This window comes from Psychrobacter sp. GTC18467 (genome assembly GCF_055397455.1).
In genome coordinates this window covers 1,434,560-1,459,351 of record NZ_AP038920.1, presented here as the reverse complement: position 1 = coordinate 1,459,351, position 24,792 = coordinate 1,434,560, and the positions used below count along the sequence as shown (strand labels likewise).

Sequence of the window (24,792 nt, the reverse complement as noted above, 5' to 3'; positions counted from 1 at the left end):
TGCGACTATCATAACGCGCTTGACTTATTTTTGCGCTGACTGCTTGATTTTTATCACAATTTAGTGAGTTTTTTATGTTGTACTCTTCCCAAACCACGCCTGATTTTGCGCTCTCGCCCCTGATTTCGCGCTTGATTGCTATCGTTATTATGGTAGTTAGCGTTCTTTTTACCAGTGCTTGCCAAAGTGCGCCAACCAACCAAACGCCTGCCACCGCAATGCCAACCGCGCCAAAAGTCGCCTTAGTGTTAGGTGGCGGCGCGGCAAAAGGCATTGCTCACGTGGGTGTCATCAAAGCGCTTGAGGACAACGGCATTAAGCCCGACATCATCGTTGGCACGAGCGTTGGTAGCCTCGTTGGTAGCCTTTACGCCAGCGGCATGAGCGCGGATACTTTAAAAAAAGTCACCCTTGCCACGCCTGATAGCGCGCTGATGGACTTCACCTTTTCCAATCAAGGCTTTGTTGAGGGGGTCAAATTAAAAAACTTTATCAATAAACAAGTCAATAACCGCCCGATAGAAGACTTTCCAATAAAATTTGCGGCGATTGCCACCGAGCGCGATACCTTGGCAAAAACGGTTTTAGATTTTGGCAATGCAGGGCTTGCGGTTCAAGCGTCGTGCAGCATCCCGAACATTTTTATCGCGCCAAGAATTCCTGAAAAAGTCGGTAAAAAATACATTGATGGCGGCGTTTCAAGCCTCGTTCCGGTCGATACCGCTCGCGAGTTGGGCGCAGATATCGTTATCGCGGTGGATGTGACCGCGGCAAAACCGCCGGCGGAAACTACCGCGCAATTGGCAAAATTAAAAAACGGTCAAACGATTGATATTAAATCGTTAGCCAGTTTTTGGGGCTTGTTTGAACAAAGCATTGCCGCAGGGCTTTATAACCAATTGCCGGTCAATAAAGCCGCCGTTAATAATTCGCAAAACGCGACTGCAAAACCTGCCCATAGCCGTGAAGCCTTGCGCGCGGACGTGCTGATTATCCCTGAGGTTGGTCATGCAAGCTTTGTTGATACCCGCGAGCGCGCCGCCTTAATTAGCGAAGGCGAAAAAGCGGCGCTTGCAAAACTCCCTGACATTCAAAAAATAGTTACGGCTAAAACTAAAGCCAGTCAACCCACTCAACAACGATAAAAAATCATAAATCAAAAAAAAGCGCTTTAATCATAAGCGCTTTTTTCACCCAAACATTTTTCTTTTGCGCTTGGTTTATTTGACGCGGGCGCGGTATTTGACCATCACGGTATCATTTAAGCCCACCCCTTCTAAATCCCAACGCAGCGCTTGGTAATATTGCAGCGGGATTTCTTGAGCTTGACCGTTGACTTGACCGCGAAGTGGCATTCGGGCAAAGGTTGCGCTATCGGCACTGGCAAAAGCAAAATCGGGGGCTACGCTGCCCACCAATTCCACTTGCTCAGGAATGCTCATGGTCACGGTCATTTTGCGGACGCGGTCAGGGTTGGTGTTGGTAAAGTAACCTTGATATTCAATGATATTTCCGGATTGCAGGCGCGTATTTGCCGTCACCGGAACCAACGTTTCTTGACCATTGGCGTCTGTGCTAAGCAGTGATGCGGTAACTTTGGTAGCAACGGCTTGGGCGTTTGAGTTGCTGGCCGCCTGCACCGCTGCCGGATTATCAAGGGCAGGCTCAGGGGTCGGTAGCATCGCAGAAGCTTGGGTGACCGCCATGGCGCTAATGAGCGTTCCTGCGATAACAAAAAATAGGCGATGAGCGCCGCCTTTAGTGAACGGCTGAGACAACGGATTGCGGTTTTTCATAATAACGAGGATTCCTAATTCGAGCGGGTCAATCGTGCAACTGACAGCATTTTTAGCAACGAGGTAAATGAGCAAGCATCATTCGCGGTTACCATCAACCTTAGCATAACAAAACCTAATTAGCATCATACTAACGCCTTGTTGCGGTTATGTATAGTTGGCTGATTAACGCTTGCCTTAATCTTGTTAAAATAAAAGATAGCCCAATTTGCTGTTTTTTGCTATGGTAAATTAAAACCTTTCAACATTTTTTTATGCCGCGGCGGCAAGTTTTTTGACCGCTTTTTGAGTGATTAACCGTTTTTATGATGACGACAAACCCCATGCCCCAAATCAACCCTGACTACGTCCACTGGTTTCGCAATTCAGCCCCTTATATCAACACCCATCGCGGCAAAACATTTGTCATTATGTTTGGCGGCGAAGCGGTCAATCATCCCAATTTTAGCAACCTGATTCACGATTTTGCCTTGCTGCATAGCCTTGGCATCAAGCTGGTTTTGGTTCATGGCGCGCGCCCGCAAATCGAAAAAAACCTAACCGGTACCGGAATTACCTCGCCATTGCATCACGACATTCGCGTGACCCCGCGCGAAGCCATGCCTGCAATTTTGCAAGCGGTTGGTTCAATTCGATTGCAAATTGAAGCTCAGTTGTCGATGGGACTTGCCAACTCGCCGATGTTTGGCTCTAGAATTGACGCCGTTTCTGGCAACTTTGTCACCGCAAGACCGTTTGGCGTTCGTGATGGCGTTGATTACCAAATGACTGGCGAAGTTCGCGCCATCGATGTTGATGCGATTAAAAACAACCTACTTCACAATCAAATCGTGATTTTAGGCTCGATGGGATACTCAGCGACCGGCGAGGTGTTTAACTTATTGGGCGAAGATGTGGCGCTTAGTGCCGCCGTTGCTTTAAGCGCGGACAAGCTTATTTTCTTGGGCGAAGAAACTGGCATCAATGACCACGGTCGCCTGCTTCGTGAAATGATTCCCAATGAGGTTGACCGCTTTTTACGTGACCGCGATTTAAACTGCGAAATCAATTACTTTTTATATTGTGCCGGTAAAGCTTGCCGCGAAGGCGTCCACAGAACGCACATCATATCGTATGCCAAAGACGGCGCGCTGCTTGAAGAATTATTCACCCGTGACGGCTCAGGAACGCTGATTAGCCACGACCCTTATGAAGAAATCCGCCACGCCGAAATCGACGATGTGGTCGGCTTAACGGAGCTGTTAGCCCCACTTGAAGCCGAAGGCATTTTAGTCCCAAGGTCGCGTGAGCGCTTAGAGCAAGAGATTGATAACTATAGCGTTATTGAGCGCGACGGCATGATTTTAGGCTGCGCGGCCTTACATCAGTTAGATGACAGCTCAGCCGAAGTTGCTTGCGTGGCCGTTCATCCGGACTACCGAAAAGGCAGTCGCGGTGCGGATTTACTGGCGTTTTTAGAGCAGCAAGCCCGAAGTCACGGTTTGCAAAAGCTGTTTGTTTTGACCACCCGAACCGCGCATTGGTTTGTTGAGCAAGGCTTTGTTGAAGTTGACGCCGCCGCCTTACCCGAGGCGCGCTTAAAACAATACCACAACGGTCGCAACTCAAAAGTTTTTGAAAAATTACTTTAATTTTGACTGGTTAATTGACCATAAAAAAAGCCTTCAATTTGAGGGCTTTTTTGTTTGATGTTTTTTTATATAAAAAGCTTTCCTTATTTAGCAGGGTTTACTTTTAACAATTCAACGGTAAAAATCAAGGTGCTGTTTGGCTCAATTCCGGCATTTCCCGCTTCGCCATAGGCTAAGCTTGATGGGATAAAGAACTCATATTTGCCGCCTTCTTTCATCAACTGAAGCCCTTCCGTCCAGCCAGCAATGACTTGATTGAGTGGGAACTCAATTGGCTCGCCGCGCTCGTAGGAGCTGTCAAAGACCGTGCCATCAATCAGCTTGCCTTCGTAATTGACTTCAACCACATCGGTGGCTTTTGGAGATTTTCCGGTGCCTTCTTTAAGCACTTTATATTGTAGCCCTGAAGCGGTGGTTTTTACGCCCTCTTTTTTGCCATTTTGCGCTAAAAACTCTTTGCCTTTGGTGGTGTTTTCTGCCGCTTTTGACTGCATCTCTTTAATCATCTTTTCTTCTTGCTCTTTTTGATACGCCATGAGCACTTCTTGCATTTGCTCTTGGGTCAAAGCGGACTCTTTACCTTCATAGCCGTCACGAAAGCCTTTTTCAAAGGTGTCCAAATTTAAGTCTTGTACCGTATCTTTATTGCCTTCTGCCATCATATAGCCCAAGCTATAGCCCACTTTTTCATTGGCAGGGCTTTGCTCAGTGACCGCCACGCTTTTGGCAGCAGATTGCTTGGCATCATTGTTGGTGCTGCAACCTGAAACTAAAATCATAGCACTTGCCAGCGCCGTTACCGTTAACGTCGTGATTTTTTTCATACATTACTCTCAGTGGAAAATCAAAGCTTGTGGCCTAAGAACTTTTTGAGTTTGAGGTCGAATTAAAACTTCTCAAAATCATTTGACCCGTTGATGAGCCATCACAGTTATAAGGCTGGTTTCGTTGAAAGGTGACCAACCGTAATCAGGAACTTTTCCAATTTCGGTTCGTGAATCTTCATCATAGCAAATCTTATAATTATGGGCTAGATTTTCGCTAAAATTCTCCGGCTTATGTATGACCTTTGTTAATTATGCCGAGTTAAATAACAAGTTATCACATAATTATAGTCGTCAGTTAAGCTTTTTATCTTTAAATCTTAACAGTCATTGGCTAAGCTTAAATAGCAGTAGAGATTCGTAATATTCAGTTAGTTTTCTATAGTAGCGTTACTAAGCGTAATCTGATTTGGGCTCAGACAGCTTTTAAAGCATCATCACCGTCTTAGCTGTCATGCTGTCGTTATATCCACACATCGCTACTGCTATTTTTAAATTATTCTAATTAAAACAACATTTTAACCAAGGTTATTTTTGCTTTTCACAGCTATCTAAAACAAAGAAGAAGGGCAACCGTTATTAAGGAGGCTATCATGGATCCCATCTATGTCCCGTTCAATGGTTATCTGGGCGGTCCTATCGGCTCGGTTATCGGCGCTATTTTAATTTTTATTATCGGCTGGCTGATCGCGCTTGGTATTGCCGCACTGGTCAAAAATGTGCTTGCCAAGGTTCATTTAAACGAGCGCATGAACTCCTCAACCGGAAAAGCTTATGATTTAGAAGGTATTATTTCCAAAGTTATTTTTTGGTTTATTTTTATCATTGCCATTTCAGGGGCGCTCAATCAGCTCAATCTTAATGCCATTTCAACGCCATTTGCCAATATGGTCAACCAAGTTTTAGCCTTTATTCCTAATTTAATCGGCGCAATTGCGGTTGGTATCGTCGGTTGGGTGGTGGCTACCGTCGTTAGAACGGCGATTAATGCGGCGTTATCTAAAACCACGATGGATGAAAAGCTAAGTGCTCAAGCCGGCGTTAAACCCATGAGCAGCACCATTGCTGATATGGTATATTGGTTTATTTTGTTGGTTGTGCTTACAATGGTTTTAGGTCAGTTGCAGCTTAATGGCTTGTTTGCGCCGCTTACCAACATGATTGATAAGATTTTCAGCTTTATTCCTAACATCTTAATTGCCGGCGTGGTTTTTGTGGTGGGTTATATCATCGCAAAAGTGGTTCGTGGTATCGTGACCAACTTGGTATCAACCTTTGATGTTCAAGCTTTGGCATCAAAAGCCGGTCTTAGCGAGCAAAACAGCCTTCCAAATATTGCAGGATCACTGGCATTTTTGGTGGTCATTATCCCAACGATTATTGCGGCATTAAACGCCCTTAAAATCGAAGTGATTGCCCGACCTGCAACCAACATGCTGAACAAAATCATGGAGGCGTTGCCAAATATTTTTATGGCAGCCGCAATTTTAATTGTGACGTTTTACGTGGTTCGCATGGTGGCTGACATCATTAAAGGTCTCATTAACAATACCCAATTAAATCAGCTTCCGGCTAAAGTTGGCTTGCAAGAAATGATGGGAACGCAAACTGTTGCTGATTTGGTGGGTCATGCCATCATGTTCTTTGCCATGCTGTTTGCCGCGATTGCAGCGGCGGATTTGTTAGGCTTTGAACCAATTTCTGCCTTGATTGGGATGTTTATTGCCTTTGGCGCGAACATCATTTTAGGGGCAATCATTTTATTTATTGGCTTTTGGCTTGCCAATGTTATTGCCGGCGTGGTTGAGCGCTCAGAAAAAGGCTCACAATTTTTAGCCAATATCGTTCGCGTTCTTATCATGGGACTGGTTCTTGCGATGGGACTTCGAGCGATGGGAATTGCCGACTCCATCGTAAACTTAGCCTTTGGCTTAACTTTGGGCGCGGTGGCAGTTGCCTTTGCCTTGTCCTTTGGTCTTGGTGGTCAAGAAGCTGCCGCAAGATTTTTACGCAAAATGCAGGATAAAATGGATGAGGAGCGTACGGGTCTAAAAGTTCATACCACACGCTACACCAAAACAACCACGTTAGATAAAGTGGCGGATTCTGTTCGTGAAAATACACCAACGGCGCCATCAGCATCGCCAACAGCCGCAAGTGTTGACGCAAGCAGTATCCATACGGACAATGTGGATACGCGCAGCCTTGGCAACCGCCATGTGGATATCACGGAATCAACAGCGACGCCTAACGTGACTAATCCTCGCGATGTCAGCGATGATTTAAATCATTTATTGGATGATGATAATCAGTAATTTCTTAGCATTTACAATAAAAAAGACAGCAAGCGCTGTCTTTTTTATTGAGTTTAAGTTATTGATTTATAAGATACTTATTTAAAATACCTACGATTTGGTAGCCGTTTTGGTAGCCATTTAATCAAAAATTTAGCTATTGAGGCTCAAGATAAAAAGCTGCTATTCATTCTTACCAATCCAAAATTGGATAAGCCCACTGGGTTCATCATCACGACGAACGCTTAAGCAAAGTGCTAAATTGCACACGCTCATGATTACGCCTAAAAAGACGTGCGTTTTTGATGCAAAAGTGTGCATAACAAGCGCGAACAACTGGCGCGAACAAACAAAAACGCGAACAAAAACGCCGGTATGGTGTTTTTTGTTCTTTTTGCTCAAGCCTTGCCAGCCAATGCTATCAGCGCGAACAAGGGTGAGGACTGAGAACAAAAAGGCGGCTTGCTTCCAATATTCTTGCTTCCATGATTCCGTCTTGCTTCCGCCGTAAGCCTTGCCAGCTATAGATAGCTTAAAGGAAGCAAAATTCATAATGCGCCGTTTTTGCTTCCTTGTTTCCTGTGTTTATGCCGTTTTGCTTCCATAAAATTAGGAATCAAGGATTAAGCATTTTTAATAGCTGTTGATTCCATGATTCCATCACGATTCCGCTGTAAGCCTTGTCAGTTATAAATAGCAGCAAGGAAGCAAAATTCAAAAGAGGGTTGTTTTGATTCCAATTTATCGCGTTTATGCCGTTTTGCTTCCATCGACAACATAGCAGACGCAAAGCCTTTGCAAAAACTGTGCATTAAGTTTGCATGGTGTGGCTTGCTCAAAATTGGGCGGGGGTTTCAACTCCCCCCAATGGGGATTGTAAGTCTATGGGCGTTAACTTGTTCACTCCCCAAAGTTGGGCATTAGATTGCAGAACATAAAAGCGCATTGGTCACGCCCGCCCTAGCCGTTTTCTAGCCGTTGGTTTGTGTTTGAGCAAATAAAAAGCCGCAATCAATGCAGCTTTATTGATAACGCTACTAGGCGTGGTTTGGCTTTGGGGTCAAGGTCACTTGCAGCCCCATAGCGTCAATAATCTTGAGCATGGTATCAAAGCGCGGCTTTTCGGACTGCAAGGTCTTATAAAGACTTTCGCGACGGATTCCTGTTTTTTGTGCCAAGTCATTCATGCCACGCGCCCGCGCTACATCGTTTAGGGCGTGAATAAATTCCTGCGGCGTGCCCTCGCTAAGTAGCTCATTCAAATAAGCGTTAATCAAGGCGTCATCGGTTAGATATTCCGCCACATCAAAACGGCTGATAGTGATTTTAGTCATGGCGCGTTATCCAATGTTAGTTAATGAAAGATAGCAACCAATGTAAACTTTCGGATAATAAATAACAATCCTAAGTTACGCTTATCCTGTTATTCTTTTTTCAAACTAAACTTTTCTAAACCTCAACCACAAAAAAAGGCGCTCATTTAGAACGCCTTAATTTCTTAATTCATTGCTTGTTATATCAAAACAACTTCACCGCTTGGCATTTTAGCCGTGATGCTAATTTCGCCGCCTAAAGCGTGAACGTATTGTTGCAAGGTTGATAGCTGAATGTCTTTACCGCTTTCCACCTTTGAGATATTGGCTTGTGATACGCCCATCAAGGCGGCAAGTTCGGTCTGTTTTAATGATTGAGCGCGGCGCAATTTGGCAAGTTCAATAGATTGGCTCAACGCTTTGGCTTTATCGTTAATGCGCTGTTGGCTATCGGCGGGCAAGGTTGCCATGTAGTCATCTAAGCTTGTAAACGTGGTCATGGTTGACGCTCCTACAAATAATAAGCTGCTGATATTGGGCAATCATATAACAATACGGTTATATACTGTAGTGTTAATGGAAAAGTTGACTAAAAAATGAGTTTTTCACAGCGCTACTACGGGAAAGTGGGGAAAACGGGAAAGTAACCGCTGTAAGCCTTGTTAATTAAAGCTTTAACTGTTTTCCTATTTTAAAAGGCTTCGGGAAAGTGGGGAAAGTGAAAGTGAAAGGGAAAGTAAGAAGCCAAAAAGGGAAAGTAACCGCTGAAACTGGTCTTTTTCCCTCGATTTTCCTAGAGTTATAAAATGCAGCTATAAATAAAATACAGCTAAATCAACAGGTTAATAGAAAACCTCTAATTTTCCCCTTAACTTTCCCCGTTTTCCCCTCACTATAAAAAAGGGGAAATAGGCTAAAGCCTTATATATCAAGGGCTGTAGCCTACGTTTTCCCATTTTCCCCGTTTTCCCCTACCTAGCCCCCTAAAAGTTCAGGTCTTAATTCAATATGCCTTGCTCTGCCATCTTGAATGACTTTGATGTAATGCTCATTTTCTAAAACTTCAATGAGCAAATCAAAAGTATGCTTGGCTCGTAGTGTCTTAGGGGTAGCTTTGCTTTGAGCCGTTGCGTAAGCAATGTGAGTTACGGACTCTTTGCGGCAATGCTTGATAAGCCAGTTAAGCAGCTTTTGCGTGTTGTTATCGCCTGATTGCGGCTTATCTGTGTAGCGTATGCGCTCAGTCATTGAGTAGTCCGTAAGCGTGGTGGCGCGGTGAATATCATCAGCAGATATTGAGGTTCTACCATCAAAATAAGCCATGATTGCCGCTATTCGGCTTGCGTTCTCATGCAGCCTTTTTGCATAGCTTGCATATTTTTCAAGCCTGCCACCTTTGATTAATTGCGCTTCGCATCTCGTTTGATAGTCTGCAAGTGCTTGCCTTGCCGCTCTATTTGCAAAAGGCATATCAAAGCGTTTGACGCTGCCATCATCATTCAATCTTGGCTGACATGGTTCTAGTAGTGCCTGACAGCGTCGCCAGTAGTCAATCAATCGCGGGTCGCTATCGGGGTCAGCGTCCATGCGTTCAGGGGTGTTATAAACGATTTTACCGTTCATATTGTCAGGGAAAGCAAACAAGAAGCGCGGCAATAGTCCTTGACCGTTCATCAGCTCGTTATTTAAAGCAGGTTCAATAATCGCGGGCTGACCTTGCAAATCTAAGCTAAAGCGAATGCCGCTAATTCCTGTTTCGTTAATCGTGTCATATCGCGGTGATAGCAGCCTATCAAATTCCCCGCCACTCCAAATATCGCAAATTTGAGCAATGTTACTGCTTGCGGTTTCACTGGTTAAGCTGTGACCGCCCAAAAACATAGCCGCCTCAGCCGTTGCCCAAGCGACATTGGCAGTATTGCCAAGCAGCATATTGTCCAAGAAGCCTTGAATTGTTCCGTTCTTTGCAAAGATAATCGTTTTCTTAGGCGGCGGATTATCAAGCAGCCATCTTTCTAATTCCTTTCTAGGGGTGATTGCTTTTTGTGCTTTCCACTCACTTTCTAGCTGCTTATCCTCTTTGCGTTTTTGCTTTTGAAACTCAGTCAGCATCTTATGGCTTAAACCAACGGTTCGGCTTTTGCCGCCGCCACTGTCTGCTTCTGTCAGTAAGAATAACGACACTGGCATAAACCGCCGATTTAGCGCATAGGGCGCGTTTATGTATTGCTGTAGTATGGTTGCAAGGTTGCCAAGCATACATTGCCCCGCAATCGCATCAGGCGCTTGAGCATGGTATGCAATGGCTTCTACAGCTTCTCTTAATACGCTGCCTTTTGCGCCCCAAGCTTCGATAGGATAACGGGTCGCTTTGCTTTCAGGGTCGCTAATATCTCCTAGCGGTTTCCAATCCGTCGTTGCGGCTTTTGTCAGTCGCTTTACGCTAGTTTTAGGGTCGTTGACGATGTGGTTATAACTCAAGTCGCCCAGCTCTAAATCATTGATAACGCCCATTGCAGTAGTGATAACTTTGACGTTAAAGCCGTCAAGCGTACTACAAACTTCATCGGTATTGGCGCTATCAGCAAGCGCAATTACGGCAAACTTTTTGCTAAAGTGCTTCACCATTGAATAATAAGCTGCTTCATTAGGGCTAATAATAATCGGCTTGTCAGGTGGCAGATGACGCGCTAACACCTCACCATCAAGAAAACCATTAGCGGCTATTGGCTCGCAACCGTCTGTTAATGAGCCAAAAACATAAGCGCCTACATTACTATTCAATAGTGAAAAGCTGCCTCTACTGTTGGGGTTGGGGTAAGCAAGGTTGACCGCTTCGCCTCTGTTGTTCTGCATCAGCGCGGCTATTAAGCCTTGAAGCTCTATATCTTTTTCTATGACATTGCCGTGAACTGTGGTAAGGTTTGTATCAATCATAAATAACTGATTTTGTGATTGATTGCTGCCCTTAGCAAAATCATAAAGCGCTGCTAATGTTGGTTCACTTGCCAGCTCTTGCGGTGTAGGTGGTCTTAAATCATTAATTAATTCCGAAAAGCTCATGCCGCCATCATGGGCTTTTTTCTTGGCTGTGGTTTGTGTCGTGGTCATCTATTCCCCCTTAGCTGATAAGTGCTGATTGCTTTGGCTGCCTGATTGCGGCGGGTTATGCTGTGGCAAGCGCTGCTCACGGTACTGCTTAAAGTGACGGCGGCGCTTGGCATACTTACGGCTTGGCTTTGAATAAGTTTTCATTATTCGCCCTCCTTGCCGTAACCCGTCATTGCTAGGGGTTCGTTAATCATTTCTAATTGAGTGCGTAGTATGTCCTCCCATGTATTAGCTGCTTCATACGCTAGTCGCGCCATTGATATAGCGGTAGCGCTGTCTATTTTTTTATAGTAAATAAGCGCTAATAACCGCCCTAAATCGGCTATAACATTGATAGCGCCTTGAGTGTCGCAAGCCATATTCGATAGCTGATGTGACGATAGAATAATCACTTCATCATCATTATCATCTGTGGTATCAATCACCAAAGGGGCGGGTGTCGTAACATCGACAGCCAATAGCGTTGCAATCGCTTGACGGTTGGCGGGCGTGTCGTGGAATAGCGCGGGCTGAAAGTCGTCTGTTTCTGTGGAATCGGAACGCACAAAATAGCCGTCTTTATCAAAGTAAAAGTAACTGCCCTCAAAGCTGATTGCTAAAAGGTCGCGCAAGCCGTGAGGGTCATTTAGCAGCATAAAAGGCTTTGGGCTTAATGACGGCGCAAGCACAGAAATACCCGCTTTGAATGGGGTAGGCGCGTTGGTAGCAGCGTTTTGGGCGTTTGATGGGGTGTTGATTGACTTAGGCATGGTTATGCCCTCCTGAATATTTAGTTAGTTTAATTTCGCTTACCGATAAGGGTAAGCGGGCTTCAACTACCGTATTCAGACGGCTGAGCTTATTTCCCGCAAGGGGTATTGTATTAGGCTCTATCAACCCGCCATAACGTACAGCGCTATTATCAGCGCTATAGATAAGGCTTGCCTGTTTGACAGACGTGTTTTTATTTATACCGTTATAAAGCTGCTGATTAGTGGTCAGGCAGATTTTAGGCATAAAAATAGCCAAAGGGTGACGGCTTGGCTTTGCCGCTGAATATTTAGTAGTGGGGTCATCATAACCGCTTGCGCTATTGGTTGCAATCGCTTTTGGCGGGTTTGCAAGGGTGTTAAAAAGTTCACACCCTGCCGCCTTGTTATGGTTATCAGTCATGGCTTGCGACTCCTTGCGGTGCTGACAGTATGCCGTCTAATTGGTCGGTTAAGTCCTCAAGCAATGCCGCTTGCCCGCCCAGTGCCATTCTTACTGCATGAATCACGCCCGCTGATACGGCGCAATCTAAATGCGCTGATTGCAATGCCAGTGCTAAATGACCTGCATCAAGTCCTAAGACGATAAGCTGCTCGTTAATCGCTTCTAAATGGTCTTTTGATACGCTGATATTAGTCATGGTCTGCTACCTCCAATTCAGGCAATAAAATAAGGTCAGCCATCAAGCCCGCGCTTAATTCGCTTGCCTGTTCGCTGTAAGAAAATAATGCCGCCCTTACCGCTACAATAATGCCTTTGGTTGCGGGGTCGTTGGCGTCAATCGTTCCCAGTGCAAAAGCTAGGCTTTCACAATCGTTTGAAAAGTCTTGAATAAAACTATCCGCTTCCAAAAGTTGATAGCGGTCTGCTGCTACAAAGCTTGGCGCTAGTGTGTCGTTTGATTGGCTCATGGGGTCACCTCGTCATTAGATAGTTGAGCTTCTAGCAAGGTCGCTTCATCAAGCCAATAGACGGCAAAGCGCTTGCCGTCATGGGTGACCATTTCGCTTTGGATAACAAGTCCTGCGGTTCGCAAGTCATGAATGCGTTGGGCTAGGCACGTGATTTGATACAAGCGGTAAGCGTCCCATGTGGTGATGGTTGCGCCTGTCATTAGATGCGCTCTTACGGTATCAACTTGGGTTTTTGATGAGGGTTCATTGATAACTGGGGCGTTGGCGTTAACCGTCATGTCACACCTCACTTACTTGCTGATTTTCAAGAAAAGCCAAAATATCGGCGTTCCGAAACATGGGAATGCCGTTTACGTTTATTGGCTTTGGGAATTTGTCAGCTTGCCACCAACGGCGCAAGGTTTGGTGATGCAGTCCGATAAGTTCGGCGGTAGGCTTGATTCGGGAATAGCCTTGCGGATTAAGTGGCGCGGGCGGCTCAATCGCGGCGGGTTGATTACTGCTAAGAATGTTAGACATTTTCACTTACTCCTTGATAACGTCTGTTAAGGGGTAAGTGAATGCTATATTTATATGAGGATTAAGTCGTTTCTATAGAAAAAAGCAAAATTTCTATAGAAAGGATTCAAGATGTAAATCTTTGATTTAGATGCTTTTTAGCTATAGGAAATTTCTTTGATAAAGTGCTAGCACTTAAGCTTGGTGTGTTTTTATATTTGTCTGTGATTGCTGTTATTAAGGATTGTTGGGTGTAGTTTGGTTTTGCCACATCTTTTATGCAGTCCATAACAGCCCCTAATATTAACAGTGTATCGCCTTGCCCCTCATTTATAGCTGAATTTATTGGCGTGTCTGCCAATTCAGCTTTGGCTTGTGCAAGTTGGCTTTCAAGGTCTGCTATTTCTTGCCTTAGCAGCTCAATAACTTCTTTATCGCTTCTAGGTTCGGTTTGGCTAACAGTTGGCGTGCCCATAAAAAAGCTGCCATTGGCTTGAGCTTCCTTTAACGCTGCTGTCTTGGCTCTTTCCTCCTCTAATTCTTGGCGTAATTTAGCGTTTGCCTCTATAAGCGGGTCAGTCTTATTTGTACCAGTATCACTTATTTGAATGGTAGGCAAATCTTTTTTAAGAAAATATCTATCAGCATATCTTAACGCTATATGGCTCGCGTCAGTTTTAAAGCTTGAGTGTTTGTAATCACTAATATTCTCAAGAATATGAGCGATAAAAGTGTATGGTGATTCATCAAAATCATACTCCTCATCATAACCTGTCTTATCTTTTTCAAAGTAGCCTTTGGGGTGCTTGAAATATAACGGCGTATTAAACCCTACTTCTTTTAATAAATAATTAGCTGTGGCTTTAATACTGCTGTCATGCTGTATGGCTAATTGCTCTACATAGTCTGTAGCTAAAATATAATCGCTATTGTCTTGCTCTTGCCAGTCGTCAAAAAATCCCACGTTCACACCCTCCGCCCTTAATAAAATAGGTGCGAGGCGCTGACGGTTTAAGGGTGTGAATGACCGCCGTTCGGGTAATTAGTCCTAGCCTCGCAAAGTTGTTACGCCATACCTTCGCTTTTGACAGCATTAGCAAGCGTGTTGGTTATCCACTGGTTAAGGCTCATGCCGTGGCTGGTGGCAATCGTGCTGACTTGCTCATGCAACTCACTTGGCATACGGGTGACAAACTTACCTGAAAAGGACTTATAAGGCGTAATGCCTTGCTCTTGGCAAACGTCCAAAAAGGCTTGTAGTGACTGCTTGCCCTCATACTCTAAAGCGGTGATGCTGTCACCATAAAAATCAGCGCCGCCATTTAAGCCAACAAACTCACCACGGAATAGGTCTATTTCAGGGTCGTATTGAATGATGGCTTTATGGTCATTAATCATCATCATATTTTGCATGATTACTCCTTATTATCCGTTGTAGGGGCAGTAGCGCGGGCGTTATCAAAGGGACTATACCCTAAGCTATCTAACCATTTGCGAACACTGGCAACCGCGCCCTTATCCGTTGTCGGCTGGGGGTGGGGTCGGTGATAAACCTGAACTTCACCATCTAACACTACCGCCACTCTTGAGCCTGCCCTTTCGCTAACTTCTGCTCCTAATGCGATAAATAGGGCTTCAATATCTGCCCATTTTATATTCGCTGAAATGGGCTTCTTAAATATACTATCAAGTGTTTTCAAATGCTTACGCTGCATATCTTATCCTTAGCTTATGCTTTATTATAGTATCATTTATTGATACTAAAAACAGCTATTTAATATCGCATTTGGATTGACAGCGCTTGACGCTATCAAAACTGGTAAAAATAGGTTTTGTCGGTTTTGTCAGTACGCTTTAGCCTTGTTTTTGTTTTTTCACGGGTTTAAAGCTGGCATGAATGACGTTATCAAACTTGCCCGTCTTAATATCATCAAGATAGTTTGCCCAGTCAGTCATCATGCGGGTTCTATCATCTATTGCCGTCATGCGATTATAGGCTTTGCCGTACTTATTGAGCATCGCGTGACCTAGTGCCAGTTCGGTGATAAGTTCATCATAGCCTAATCGTTCCATCAGCATCGTTTTTGCACTGGCGCGGAAACCGTGCGGCGTGTGAATGTCTTTATAGCCCTGCCCGCCATTCATCAGGCTACTGTTTAGCACCTTGTTAACTTGTTGTTGGTGATGGTAGGGCGCGGCGCGGCGTCTGCTATTGAAAAACACATAATCGGTATGACCTGTTAGCGGCTGCAAGCGCTTCAATATCGCTATGGATTGCGGCGCAAGCGGTATGATGATGCTTGCCATCATGTCGCCACGTCCTTTGCTCTTTTGCGGCTCTAAATGCCACTGGCAAGCGGTCAGGTCAATATCAGCCCACTTCATCGCGCAAGCATCACCAATGCGGACAAAGGTAAGCGCCAGTAGCTGTAAGATGCTTTTGTTATAAAGCTGGCTTGCATCGTCTAGTTGGTCAATGTCATTTAGCAGTTTGGCAAAGGCGGCTATGTCATTGCTGAGCGCTGGGCGGTGTTCTACCTTGTGATTTTTAAGTGTGCCTTGTAAGTCACTTGCTGGATTATATTCAATCACCATATGGGCTTTGGCGACCTGTAAGACGCTTTTTAATACGGTCTTTACCCTTAGCCCTGTATAAGTGTTCTTTTTTTGAATGTCGTTAATAAACTTAATGATGATGCTGGGAGTGATTTCGGTCACTTTCATATGACCTAATTTTTTGATAATCGGTCTTAGCGCCTTTTCGTTGTTGTTGAGGCTTGCGCTAGCGATATTTTTGCTGGCTTGAATATCGCGCCATTCATTGATGAAGTGGTTTAGGGTGTTTTGGCGCTCTGCAATCTCTTTTTGCCGCTCTTTTTCTCTATGCTCTAGCGGGTCAACGCCCTTAGCCAATAGCTGCATATTGTCGTTGTGGCATTGGCGCGCATCGGCAAGGCTGAGCGCTGGATATTGTCCTAGCGTCATGTAAGGGCGTTTGCCTGTGATGGGGTGGGTGTAACGGTGTCTAAAGTCGGCGGTAGCGGCGGCGGCATCTTTATGAGGTCTTACGCGTAACTCTAAGCCTCTATAACCTGCTATCGGGTAACTGAGCGCCTGATTATTTTTAATAACGTCCTTAATGGCTTTTTTGATTTGGGTATCGGTGCTTATGTCTTTTTTCGCCATTTTTAAGCCCTTTTCGTGGTAGCCACTTTGGTAGCCACTTTGGTAGCCATTTGGTAGCCATTTTCAGCAATTATCTGTCGTTATCACACGTTCCATATTATCAGTAAAGCCAATGAATATAAAGGGTTCAGCGTTATCACAGATTACTAGCAATTATCAAAAAAAGACAGCAAGCGCTGTCTTTTTTATTGGGTTTAAGTTAAAACTTTCGATTTCGATTGCTCATGGTCATATTTACTTTTAAGCTTGCTTGTTTTATGTCAAATTTAGGCGCAGGTTTGGTTGAGGCGTTCTGCTGCAATTTTTGCAACTGCCGTGTCAGCTGACGCTCTTTTGGCGTCATACCTTGAACCGGTTGGATAAACACATCCATATCAATCCAAGTGTCCTCGTGCTTTTTGAGAAACTCAAAGCCAACCACCACCACTTCTTGCAGCTCACTGAGCGGCAACCGTGACGCCACATCTAAAGCAATCGATGATAAATTATTGCTAATCACGGCTTTTGAATTTAAGCTTTGAGGATTTGTACCATAAAAAATAAGCACATAATGCCGACCCAAGTTTGAAAATGAGTGTTGATGAATCACATAACCACTGGCTTTAAGCTCAACCGATCGGCTTTGATGGGCAAGCAAGGCGGTTATCAATTCATGTCGCGAAAACAAAGACTCACTCAGCAGGACGCCTTGCCATTTTTTGATAGCTTCACTTGTAAACTTAGCACTGCTCATCAGCTGAGTAACCAACTGTGACCAAAGCCGTGCTGATTGCCAAAGCTTTTGCCAATACTCTGACCAACGTTGGACATTTTCTCGCTGAGCCAAGCGCATGGCAACCAAAGTGGCGGTTGGCACCTCTTGAGCACCCGCTTGAATCAGCGCATTATCAATGGCAATGGCAGGCGCCAACAGCGTTTCATGGTTTAAAAACTGCTGTAACAGCTCAACCTCCGTCGTAAAGCTTGCCGCGCCTCGGTCAATATCATCACTCAGCTGCTGATGGTGATACGCTAAAAAATTTAAAATGTCCGTAGGCGAAATTAGCGTTTCTGCAATCGTCTGCCAAGATGCGGCTGAAAAGACTTGTAAGAGTTGCGCGTCATCATCGGTATCAACGATCAAAGACTCTAAAAAATAATCCGCCCCAAAATCAGGAGTCTTAACTGCGTCGCCTGACTGCAACTTTATTTTGACAATCAAAACAAAATAATTAGCATCATTTACCCCGCGTTTTCGCAGCTCACGTTTAAAGTGCCCTTGCATCACTTTTAACGCCGAGCAACACTCTTTTTCAATCATTTCCTTAAGCTTATCTTGAGATGCCAACCTTGAGAGCGTCAACTCAAGCCGCCACTGAATCAAGCGTTGGGACAATATCTGGTATTCAGATTGCCAAAGGCTAACCGGCAATGACATCGCAGCATCTGTAATTTCATATCGTTGCTGCTGATAACAAAGAAATGGGTCTAAAACTAATTTCTGATCAATCATAACAAGCTAAAAGTATAAAAAATTTGCCTCACTATAGCATGAATTACTAACAAAATTTTACAGATGACCTAAAACTGATCGCAACAATACGTCCTTATTATTATCGCTTTCTGCCAGTGACCTTGGTATGATTTTAAGAAAGCCAAAGTTATCACCATTGATCTTTTTGCTAGAACTTTCTAGGTACGGTTAAATTTTTTTAAATAATAATAATTCTAAGGAAGAAACCATGAAACGCTTTAAACAATCCACCGTGGTTATCATCGGTGCTGAATCTGCCATTGGTCAAGCTACCGCCGTTCGCTTTGCCTTAGAAGGCGCTCAGGTGGTGCTTGTCGGTCACTTATCTAAAGTGCTCTCACAGACTGCGAAAACCTTACCGCAAGATAATACTTGGATTCATGGCGACAACTATTTGACCATCACCTGCGACATTAAAAATTCTGACCAAATTCAAGCCATGATTCATGAAGTTAAACAGCGTTTTGGCAAGATTGACATCTTAATCAATAAAGTCGGTTTTGCCATAGAAGATCAGCTAGAAACAGCAGCGCCAGCAAGACCTACCGATACCGATTGGCATCACGCGATCCAAACCGATCGGCAAAGCTTTGAGGTACTTTGTCAGGAGCTACTGCCTGAACTGGCTCGCAGCCGTGGCTCAATTGTTAACGTGTTATCAAGCTTTAATAATCAATCTGCCGCGTATCAAGATGCCAAAATCAGCATCCAAACCTTAACCCAAAAGCTGGCGCTGGCGTTTGCTAACCACGGGGTTCGCGTCAATTTGGTGTATTCCAATGCCCTCGTGCTTCGTTCAGAGCATCAGCCGCTGACGACCATCTCACCGCTTGATATTCCAGCAACGCCCAAAGAACTTGCCGCGGCGATTGCCTTTTTAGCCAGTGAGGATGCTGCCGCCATAACCGGTGTGAGCTTGCCGGTTGATGGCGGCTTTGAAATTAGCGATGATAGCTTTTAAGCTGAGGCTTTTTGGGCTTGATAAGGCAGTTTCTAAAATCGGCTTATTTCATGATAATCAATTGAAAAGCTAAATGATTTCTGCCAAATTGCCTTTATGCTCAAGCCACGATTTGCGGTCACTGGCACGTTTTTTAGCAAGCAGCATATCCATCATGCTGCTTGTTGCTGCCATATCGTCCATATCAAGCTGGACTAAGCGCCGCGTGTCGCGGTTCATCGTGGTTTCGCGAAGTTGGTCGGCGCTCATTTCCCCAAGACCTTTGAATCGGGTAATTTGCGCCTTTTTATTTTTGGGAACTTTTGCAAGTACTTGCGAAAGCTCGTCCTCATCAAGCGCATAATGAACGCTTTGACCAACGTCAACGCGGTATAAGGGCGGCATGGCGACAAATAAATGACCTGCTTCAACCAGCGCCGGAAAATGTTTTACAAACAGCGCGCAAATTAAGGTGGCAATATGCAGCCCATCAGAGTCGGCATCGGCTAAAATACAGATTTTGTCATAGCGCAGCTCAGATAAATCATCGGACGCCGGATCAACGCCAATGGCAATAGCAATATCATGAATTTCTTGGCTGGACAGTACCGTATCAGACGACACCTCCCAAGTGTTTAAAATCTTGCCACGCAGCGGTAAAATCGCTTGAAAATGGCGGTCGCGAGCTTGCTTGGCACTGCCCCCTGCCGAATCCCCCTCCACCAAAAACAGCTCCGCGCCATCGCGCAAATCCCCTCGGCAATCAGCAAGCTTCCCTGGCAGCGCTGGACCTTGAGTGATTTTTTTGCGGGCAACTTTTTTAGCAGATTTTAAGCGCCGACCGGCTTTATTAATCGCAAGCTCAGCAATTTGCGCGCCTAAATCGGCGTGTTTATTGAGCCATAAACTAAAGGCATCTTTTGCTAGCGTTTGCACCGCTCCTGCCGCCTCACGACTGGATAAGCGCTCTTTGGTTTGCCCTGAAAATTGCGGCTCAGAAAAGCTAAGCGATAAAATATAATTGACGCCGTCCCAAACGTCTTCTGCCGTCAATTTCACATTTCGCGGCAGTAAATTGTGAATATCGCAAAACTCACGCAGCGCTTCTAAGATTCCGGTGCGCAGACCGTTAACGTGAGTACCGCCTTGCGCTGTCGGAATCAAATTCACATAACTTTCTTGGATTGGCGTTCCACCCTCAGGAAGCCACGACAACACAAAGCGAAGTCCTGTCCTATTGCCTGCTTTGGCGTCAAAATGATAATAAAATGGCGGCTCAGGTAAGGTTTCAAGCCCATCAAGCTGCTCGTTTAAATACTCAACCATGCCATCAGCAAATTGCCAAACGACTTTTTCCTCATGAATATCATCGATAAACTCAATCGTAAGCCCTGCTGCTAACACCGCTTTGGCTTTTAAATTGTGTTTAAGCTGCTTGACGTTAAATTTATCGGAGTCAAAAAACTGACCGTCCGCCCAAAATTGAACCTTGGTTCCGCGTTTGCGTTTGTTTGAGCTGACCGACTGTTTTAAAATTGAGGTTGGAACCCCTTCTACAAAGTCCATTTCAAATTGATTGCCATCGCGCCAAACGGTCACTTCAACGCGCTTGGATAGCGCATTGACCACCGAAATGCCAACACCATGAAGACCACCCGACACTTGATAATTCGACGTTGAAAACTTCCCACCGGCATGAAGTCGCGTTAAAATCAGCTCAATTCCAGATTGTTTAAACTCAGGGTGAATGTCCGTTGGCATTCCACGACCGTCATCTTCAACCGACAACGAACCATCCTTATGAAGATGCACTTTAATAATTTTGGCAAATCCAGCAAGCGCCTCATCAACGGCATTATCAATGACCTCTTGCGCCAAATGGTTGGGGCGCGTGGTGTCCGTGTACATTCCAGGACGGCGGCGAACCGGCTCAAGCCCTTCTAAAACTTCGAGCGACTGCGTATTGTATTGACTCAAAATAACTTCCTTGGGAATTTAAAAATAGTTGCTATGTTTCTATTATACCCAAATTGCTTGCCGCTATCGAAGTCTGCCAAAAACTTACGTCAGATACTGTCGCTTAATTTTTCTCGTTCTTAGCTATTAATTCTTGAATTTCAGTTATGACTAACGGCAACTGGCTTTCAAAATCGGTAAATTGATGGTTACCGCCCTCTTGTAAGATTACTTTTGCGCCATGGTCTTGATAAAAATTGGTGGCAATTTTTGCATCTAATAACTCATCAGCTTTTTTAATAATTGCCGTAATTTTTTGAAGATGATTTATCGTCGTTAATTGATGTGCGTTAAACCAATCCAAATCCGCAAGGCTAATTTGCCAACCGCCATCGGTCGTGTGAATGATGGTCTCAGCACGATTCTTTTGACTATTAACATCAAAATTTTCACAAAATCGTTGCAAAGAAATATGCGGTTTGGTACTGGGATTTAATAATAAGGCAGGACAGTTCGTTTCATGGCTGACCAGCGTGGAAAAATAACCGCCTAAAGAGCTTCCCATCAAAACGGTTTGGGCATCTTTTTGACCAGTGGTCACCAAGTCAGTTAAATAATCAAAAACCATATTTGGAGAATTGTTTAAATCAGGGCGGATAACATTAATACTAGGATAATAGCTTTTGCAATAAGCTTCTAGCTGTAAGCCTTTGGTAGAGTTGGCGTCACTTCCTAGTCCGTGGATATAGATAATATTCATATTGTTCTCTTAACATAAATACTTTAGTTTAACCTAAAACCCTTATCCCATTAACCGTTAAAATAGCAAAGACTTATTCATTTTAGTATTAAAATAAATTCATAAATATGAAGCATAAAAAAAGCCCCCAGCTCATGCTGGGGGCTTTTGAAAAGGGCGCTGACGATGACCTACTCTCACATGGCAAGTGCCACACTACCATTGGCGCGGCGACGTTTCACTTCTGAGTTCGGGAAGGGATCAGGTGGTTCCATCGCGCTGTTGTCGTCAGCAAAGGGGGTATAGATATGAGGTTGGTTGAGAACTTGGATTGAATCAAGCTTTTGGTGATATCGAATCAGACATACTATCTTTGATCTAGACAGCAACAAACCACTTGGGTGTTGTATGGTCAAGCCAAACGAGCAATTAGTACAGGTTAGCTCCACACATCGCTGCGCTTCCACACCCTGCCTATCAACGTCCTAGTCTTGAACGGCTCTTTAGGGAAATCTCATCTTGAGGTGGGCTTCCCGCTTAGATGCTTTCAGCGGTTATCCCATCCGAACGTAGCTACCGGGCAATGCCATTGGCATGACAACCCGAACACCAGCGGTTCGTCCACTCTGGTCCTCTCGTACTAGGAGCAGATCCTCTCAAATTTCCTACGCCCACGGTAGATAGGGACCGAACTGTCTCACGACGTTCTAAACCCAGCTCGCGTACCTCTTTAAATGGCGAACAGCCATACCCTTAGGACCTGCTTCAGCCCTAGGATGAGATGAGCCGACATCGAGGTGCCAAACACCGCCGTCGATATGAACTCTTGGGCGGTATCAGCCTGTTATCCCCAGAGTACCTTTTATCCGTTGAGCGATGGCCCTTCCATACAGAACCACCGGATCACTAAGACCTACTTTCGTACCTGCTCGACTTGTGGGTCTCGCAGTTAAGCGCGCTTTTGCCTTTATACTCTTTGAACGATTTCCGACCGTTCTGAGCGCACCTTCGTACTCCTCCGTTACTCTTTAGGAGGAGACCGCCCCAGTCAAACTACCCACCATACATTGTCCTTAGTGCTGTCACACTCAAGTTAGAACCCCAACATGACCAGGGTGGTATTTCAAGGTTGGCTCCACAAGAACTAGCGTTCCTGCTTCAAAGCCTCCCACCTATCCTGCACAAGTCAGGTCAAAGTTCAATGTAAAGCTGTAGTAAAGGTTCACGGGGTCTTTCCGTCTAGCCGCGGGTACACAGCATCTTCACTGCGATTTCGATTTCACTGAGTCTCTGCTGGAGACAGCGCTGCCATCATTATGCCATTCGTGCAGGTCGGAACTTACCCGACAAGGAATTTCGCTACCTTAGGACCGTTATAGTTACGGCCGCCGTTTACTGGGGCTTCGATCAAGACCTTCGCGTGCGCTAAGCCCATCAATTAACCTTCCAGCACCGGGCAGGCATCACACCCTATACGTCCACTTTCGTGTTTGCAGAGTGCTGTGTTTTTAATAAACAGTTGCAGCAGCCTGGTATCTGCGACTGCCAACAGCTCAAGAAGCAAGTTCTATCACCATCAGCAGCGTACCTTCTCCCGAAGTTACGGTACCATTTTGCCTAGTTCCTTCAGCAGAGTTCTCTCAAGCGCCTTGGTATTCTCTACCTGACCACCTGTGTCGGTTTCGGGTACGATTCGTTTATGACTATCGCTTAGAAGCTTTTCCTGGAAGCATGGTATTTGCCACTTCGCTGTACAAGTACAGCTTGCTATCAGATCTCGGTATATAAGTGACCGGATTTGCCTAATCACTCTACCTACATCCTTCCACCTAGATAACCATCACTAGGCTGGCATAACCTTCTCCGTCCCTCCATCGCATCATAAACAAGTATCGGAATATTAACCGATTTCCCATCGACTACGCCTTTCGGCCTCGCCTTAGGGGTCGACTCACCCAGCCCCGATTAACGTTGGACTGGAACCCTTGGTCTTCCGGCGTGGATGCTTTTCACACCCATTATCGTTACTCACGTCAGCATTCGCTCTTGTGATACCTCCAGCATGCTTTACAACACACCTTCACAGGCTTACACAATGCTCCCCTACCACTTGAAACAATTTTCAAATCCGCAGCTTCGGCTCCTAGTTTGAGCCCCGTTACATCTTCCGCGCAGGCCGACTCGACTAGTGAGCTATTACGCTTTCTTTAAAGGATGGCTGCTTCTAAGCCAACCTCCTAGCTGTCTATGCCTTCCCACCTCGTTTCCCACTTAACTAGGAATTTGGGGCCTTAGCTGGCGGTCTGGGTTGTTTCCCTCTCCACGACGGACGTTAGCACCCGCCGTGTGTCTCCCGGATATCACTCATCGGTATTCGGAGTTTGCATCGGGTTGGTAAGTCGGTATGACCCCCTAGCCGAAACAGTGCTCTACCCCCAATGGTGTTCGTCCGAGGCGCTACCTAAATAGCTTTCGGGGAGAACCAGCTATCACCGAGTTTGATTAGCCTTTCACCCCTATCCACAAGTCATCCCCTGGCTTTTCAACGACAGTGGGTTCGGTCCTCCGGTGCCTGTTACGGCACTTTCAACCTGCTCATGGATAGATCACTCGGTTTCGGGTCTATACCCTGCAACTACTCGCCCTATTAAGACTCGGTTTCCCTACGGCTCCCCTATGCGGTTAACCTTGCTACAGAATATAAGTCGCTGACCCATTATACAAAAGGTACGCGGTCACACCTCAAGGGTGCTCCCACTGCTTGTACGCACACGGTTTCAGGTTCTATTTCACTCCCCTCACAGGGGTTCTTTTCGCCTTTCCCTCACGGTACTGGTTCACTATCGGTCAGTCAGGAGTATTTAGCCTTGGAGGATGGTCCCCCCATCTTCAAACAGGATTTCTCGTGTCCCGCTCTACTTAATATGTCTCATCTAGAATTTAAAATACGGGACTATCACCCTCTACGGTCAGCTTTCCCACGCTGTTCTTCTATTCTAGAGTCAATCGGCTCCTCCCCGTTCGCTCGCCGCTACTTGGGGAATCTCATTTGATGTCTTTTCCTAAGGGTACTGAGATGTTTCACTTCCCCTCGTTCGCTTCATATACAAGTATATGATACCTAGCTTTTGCTAAGTGGGTTTCCCCATTCAGAAATCTCCGGATCACAGGATATTGCCGCCTCCCCGAAGCTTATCGCAGGCTGTCACGTCTTTCATCGCCTCTGACTGCCAAGGCATCCACCATGTGCGCTTCATTACTTGACCATACAACCCCAAAGGGTCTGTTTGTCTTGAATGATAACGATATCACCTATGTTTACGCTTG

The 24,792-nt window shown here is 45.3% G+C and carries 24 protein-coding genes and 2 rRNA genes; 4 read left to right on the top strand and 22 right to left on the bottom strand.

Annotated elements, in window-relative coordinates; genetic code table 11:
• The first annotated feature begins 74 nt into the window (after positions 1-74).
• Complete coding sequence (locus ACZ5XY_RS06310) at positions 75-1,145, top strand: patatin-like phospholipase family protein (RefSeq protein ID WP_464739981.1); 1,071 nt, start codon at positions 75-77, stop codon at positions 1,143-1,145.
• A 75-nt stretch (positions 1,146-1,220) separates the two neighbouring features.
• On the opposite strand, the gene ACZ5XY_RS06305 is transcribed toward ACZ5XY_RS06310, so the two are convergent.
• Positions 1,221-1,796, bottom strand: coding sequence for a hypothetical protein (locus tag ACZ5XY_RS06305; RefSeq protein ID WP_464739980.1), 576 nt, complete (start codon positions 1,794-1,796; stop codon positions 1,221-1,223).
• A gap of 308 nt (positions 1,797-2,104) precedes the next feature.
• Here ACZ5XY_RS06305 and argA point away from each other — a divergent pair, with 308 nt between their 5' ends.
• On the top strand, positions 2,105-3,427 hold the full coding sequence (gene argA / locus ACZ5XY_RS06300) for an amino-acid N-acetyltransferase (protein WP_464743797.1): 1,323 nt from the start codon (positions 2,105-2,107) through the stop codon (positions 3,425-3,427).
• Between the two features lie 83 nt (positions 3,428-3,510).
• On the opposite strand, the gene ACZ5XY_RS06295 is transcribed toward argA, so the two are convergent.
• Positions 3,511-4,251 carry an FKBP-type peptidyl-prolyl cis-trans isomerase gene (locus ACZ5XY_RS06295; RefSeq protein WP_464739978.1) on the bottom strand — a complete coding sequence of 247 codons (741 nt, stop codon included), beginning with the start codon at positions 4,249-4,251 and terminating at the stop codon, positions 3,511-3,513.
• Between the two features lie 593 nt (positions 4,252-4,844).
• Here ACZ5XY_RS06295 and ACZ5XY_RS06290 point away from each other — a divergent pair.
• Positions 4,845-6,566, top strand: coding sequence for a mechanosensitive ion channel (locus tag ACZ5XY_RS06290; RefSeq protein WP_464739976.1), 1,722 nt, complete (start codon positions 4,845-4,847; stop codon positions 6,564-6,566).
• Between the two features lie 162 nt (positions 6,567-6,728).
• Here ACZ5XY_RS06290 and ACZ5XY_RS06285 read toward each other — a convergent pair whose 3' ends face one another.
• The 16 genes from ACZ5XY_RS06285 to ACZ5XY_RS06210 form a co-directional block, all read right to left on the bottom strand.
• On the bottom strand, positions 6,729-7,097 hold the full coding sequence (locus ACZ5XY_RS06285) for a hypothetical protein (protein WP_464739974.1): 369 nt from the start codon (positions 7,095-7,097) through the stop codon (positions 6,729-6,731).
• Between the two features lie 485 nt (positions 7,098-7,582).
• A complete protein-coding gene (locus tag ACZ5XY_RS06280; protein ID WP_464739972.1) occupies positions 7,583-7,879 on the bottom strand; it encodes an addiction module antidote protein in 297 nt (98 codons plus the stop codon).
• A 179-nt stretch (positions 7,880-8,058) separates the two neighbouring features.
• Entirely contained in the window at positions 8,059-8,358 is a 300-nt protein-coding gene (locus ACZ5XY_RS06275; protein ID WP_464739970.1) for a helix-turn-helix domain-containing protein, read from the bottom strand.
• 475 nt (positions 8,359-8,833) lie between these two features.
• Positions 8,834-10,969 (bottom strand): DUF3987 domain-containing protein, encoded by a 2,136-nt coding sequence (locus tag ACZ5XY_RS06270; RefSeq protein WP_464739968.1) that lies wholly within the window; start codon positions 10,967-10,969, stop codon positions 8,834-8,836.
• Positions 10,970-11,113: a hypothetical protein gene (locus ACZ5XY_RS06265; protein ID WP_464739966.1), complete on the bottom strand. Its 144-nt coding sequence runs from the start codon at positions 11,111-11,113 to the stop codon at positions 10,970-10,972.
• Complete coding sequence (locus ACZ5XY_RS06260) at positions 11,113-11,718, bottom strand: hypothetical protein (RefSeq protein WP_464739964.1); 606 nt, start codon at positions 11,716-11,718, stop codon at positions 11,113-11,115. Before ACZ5XY_RS06260 ends, ACZ5XY_RS06265 begins: the two co-directional genes overlap by 1 nt.
• A complete protein-coding gene (locus tag ACZ5XY_RS06255) occupies positions 11,711-12,121 on the bottom strand; it encodes a hypothetical protein (protein ID WP_464739962.1) in 411 nt (136 codons plus the stop codon). Before ACZ5XY_RS06255 ends, ACZ5XY_RS06260 begins: the two co-directional genes overlap by 8 nt.
• Positions 12,114-12,359 (bottom strand): hypothetical protein, encoded by a 246-nt coding sequence (locus tag ACZ5XY_RS06250; protein ID WP_464739960.1) that lies wholly within the window; start codon positions 12,357-12,359, stop codon positions 12,114-12,116. The genes ACZ5XY_RS06255 and ACZ5XY_RS06250 overlap by 8 nt, the downstream gene beginning before the upstream one ends.
• Positions 12,352-12,630, bottom strand: a complete 279-nt coding sequence (locus ACZ5XY_RS06245; RefSeq protein ID WP_464739958.1) for a hypothetical protein — start codon at positions 12,628-12,630, stop codon at positions 12,352-12,354. The genes ACZ5XY_RS06250 and ACZ5XY_RS06245 overlap by 8 nt, the downstream gene beginning before the upstream one ends.
• On the bottom strand, positions 12,627-12,911 hold the full coding sequence (locus ACZ5XY_RS06240; protein ID WP_464739956.1) for a helix-turn-helix domain-containing protein: 285 nt from the start codon (positions 12,909-12,911) through the stop codon (positions 12,627-12,629). The genes ACZ5XY_RS06245 and ACZ5XY_RS06240 overlap by 4 nt, the downstream gene beginning before the upstream one ends.
• A gap of 1 nt (position 12,912) precedes the next feature.
• Positions 12,913-13,152 carry a helix-turn-helix transcriptional regulator gene (locus tag ACZ5XY_RS06235; RefSeq protein ID WP_464739954.1) on the bottom strand — a complete coding sequence of 80 codons (240 nt, stop codon included), beginning with the start codon at positions 13,150-13,152 and terminating at the stop codon, positions 12,913-12,915.
• A 106-nt stretch (positions 13,153-13,258) separates the two neighbouring features.
• On the bottom strand, positions 13,259-14,095 hold the full coding sequence (locus ACZ5XY_RS06230) for a hypothetical protein (protein WP_464739953.1): 837 nt from the start codon (positions 14,093-14,095) through the stop codon (positions 13,259-13,261).
• 101 nt (positions 14,096-14,196) lie between these two features.
• Positions 14,197-14,544, bottom strand: coding sequence for a type II toxin-antitoxin system HicB family antitoxin (locus tag ACZ5XY_RS06225; protein ID WP_464739951.1), 348 nt, complete (start codon positions 14,542-14,544; stop codon positions 14,197-14,199).
• A 2-nt stretch (positions 14,545-14,546) separates the two neighbouring features.
• The gene (locus ACZ5XY_RS06220) at positions 14,547-14,846 is read right to left on the bottom strand and encodes a type II toxin-antitoxin system HicA family toxin (protein ID WP_464739949.1); all 300 of its coding nucleotides are present in this window, start codon (positions 14,844-14,846) and stop codon (positions 14,547-14,549) included.
• Between the two features lie 139 nt (positions 14,847-14,985).
• Positions 14,986-16,317: a tyrosine-type recombinase/integrase gene (locus ACZ5XY_RS06215; RefSeq protein ID WP_464739947.1), complete on the bottom strand. Its 1,332-nt coding sequence runs from the start codon at positions 16,315-16,317 to the stop codon at positions 14,986-14,988.
• Between the two features lie 199 nt (positions 16,318-16,516).
• Positions 16,517-17,734, bottom strand: a complete 1,218-nt coding sequence (locus ACZ5XY_RS06210) for a hypothetical protein (RefSeq protein WP_464739945.1) — start codon at positions 17,732-17,734, stop codon at positions 16,517-16,519.
• A 304-nt stretch (positions 17,735-18,038) separates the two neighbouring features.
• Here ACZ5XY_RS06210 and ACZ5XY_RS06205 point away from each other — a divergent pair, with 304 nt between their 5' ends.
• Positions 18,039-18,791: an SDR family NAD(P)-dependent oxidoreductase gene (locus ACZ5XY_RS06205; RefSeq protein ID WP_464739943.1), complete on the top strand. Its 753-nt coding sequence runs from the start codon at positions 18,039-18,041 to the stop codon at positions 18,789-18,791.
• Positions 18,792-18,860: 69 nt separating this feature from the next.
• Here ACZ5XY_RS06205 and parE read toward each other — a convergent pair whose 3' ends face one another.
• The 4 genes from parE to ACZ5XY_RS06185 form a co-directional block, all read right to left on the bottom strand.
• Positions 18,861-20,747, bottom strand: a complete 1,887-nt coding sequence (gene parE, locus ACZ5XY_RS06200; protein WP_464739941.1) for a DNA topoisomerase IV subunit B — start codon at positions 20,745-20,747, stop codon at positions 18,861-18,863.
• Between the two features lie 103 nt (positions 20,748-20,850).
• Positions 20,851-21,486, bottom strand: coding sequence for a YqiA/YcfP family alpha/beta fold hydrolase (locus tag ACZ5XY_RS06195; protein ID WP_464739939.1), 636 nt, complete (start codon positions 21,484-21,486; stop codon positions 20,851-20,853).
• A 157-nt stretch (positions 21,487-21,643) separates the two neighbouring features.
• Positions 21,644-21,758, bottom strand: a 5S ribosomal RNA gene (rrf, locus tag ACZ5XY_RS06190).
• A 115-nt stretch (positions 21,759-21,873) separates the two neighbouring features.
• Positions 21,874-24,731: ribosomal RNA gene (locus tag ACZ5XY_RS06185) — 23S ribosomal RNA — on the bottom strand.
• Positions 24,732-24,792 lie beyond the last annotated feature (61 nt).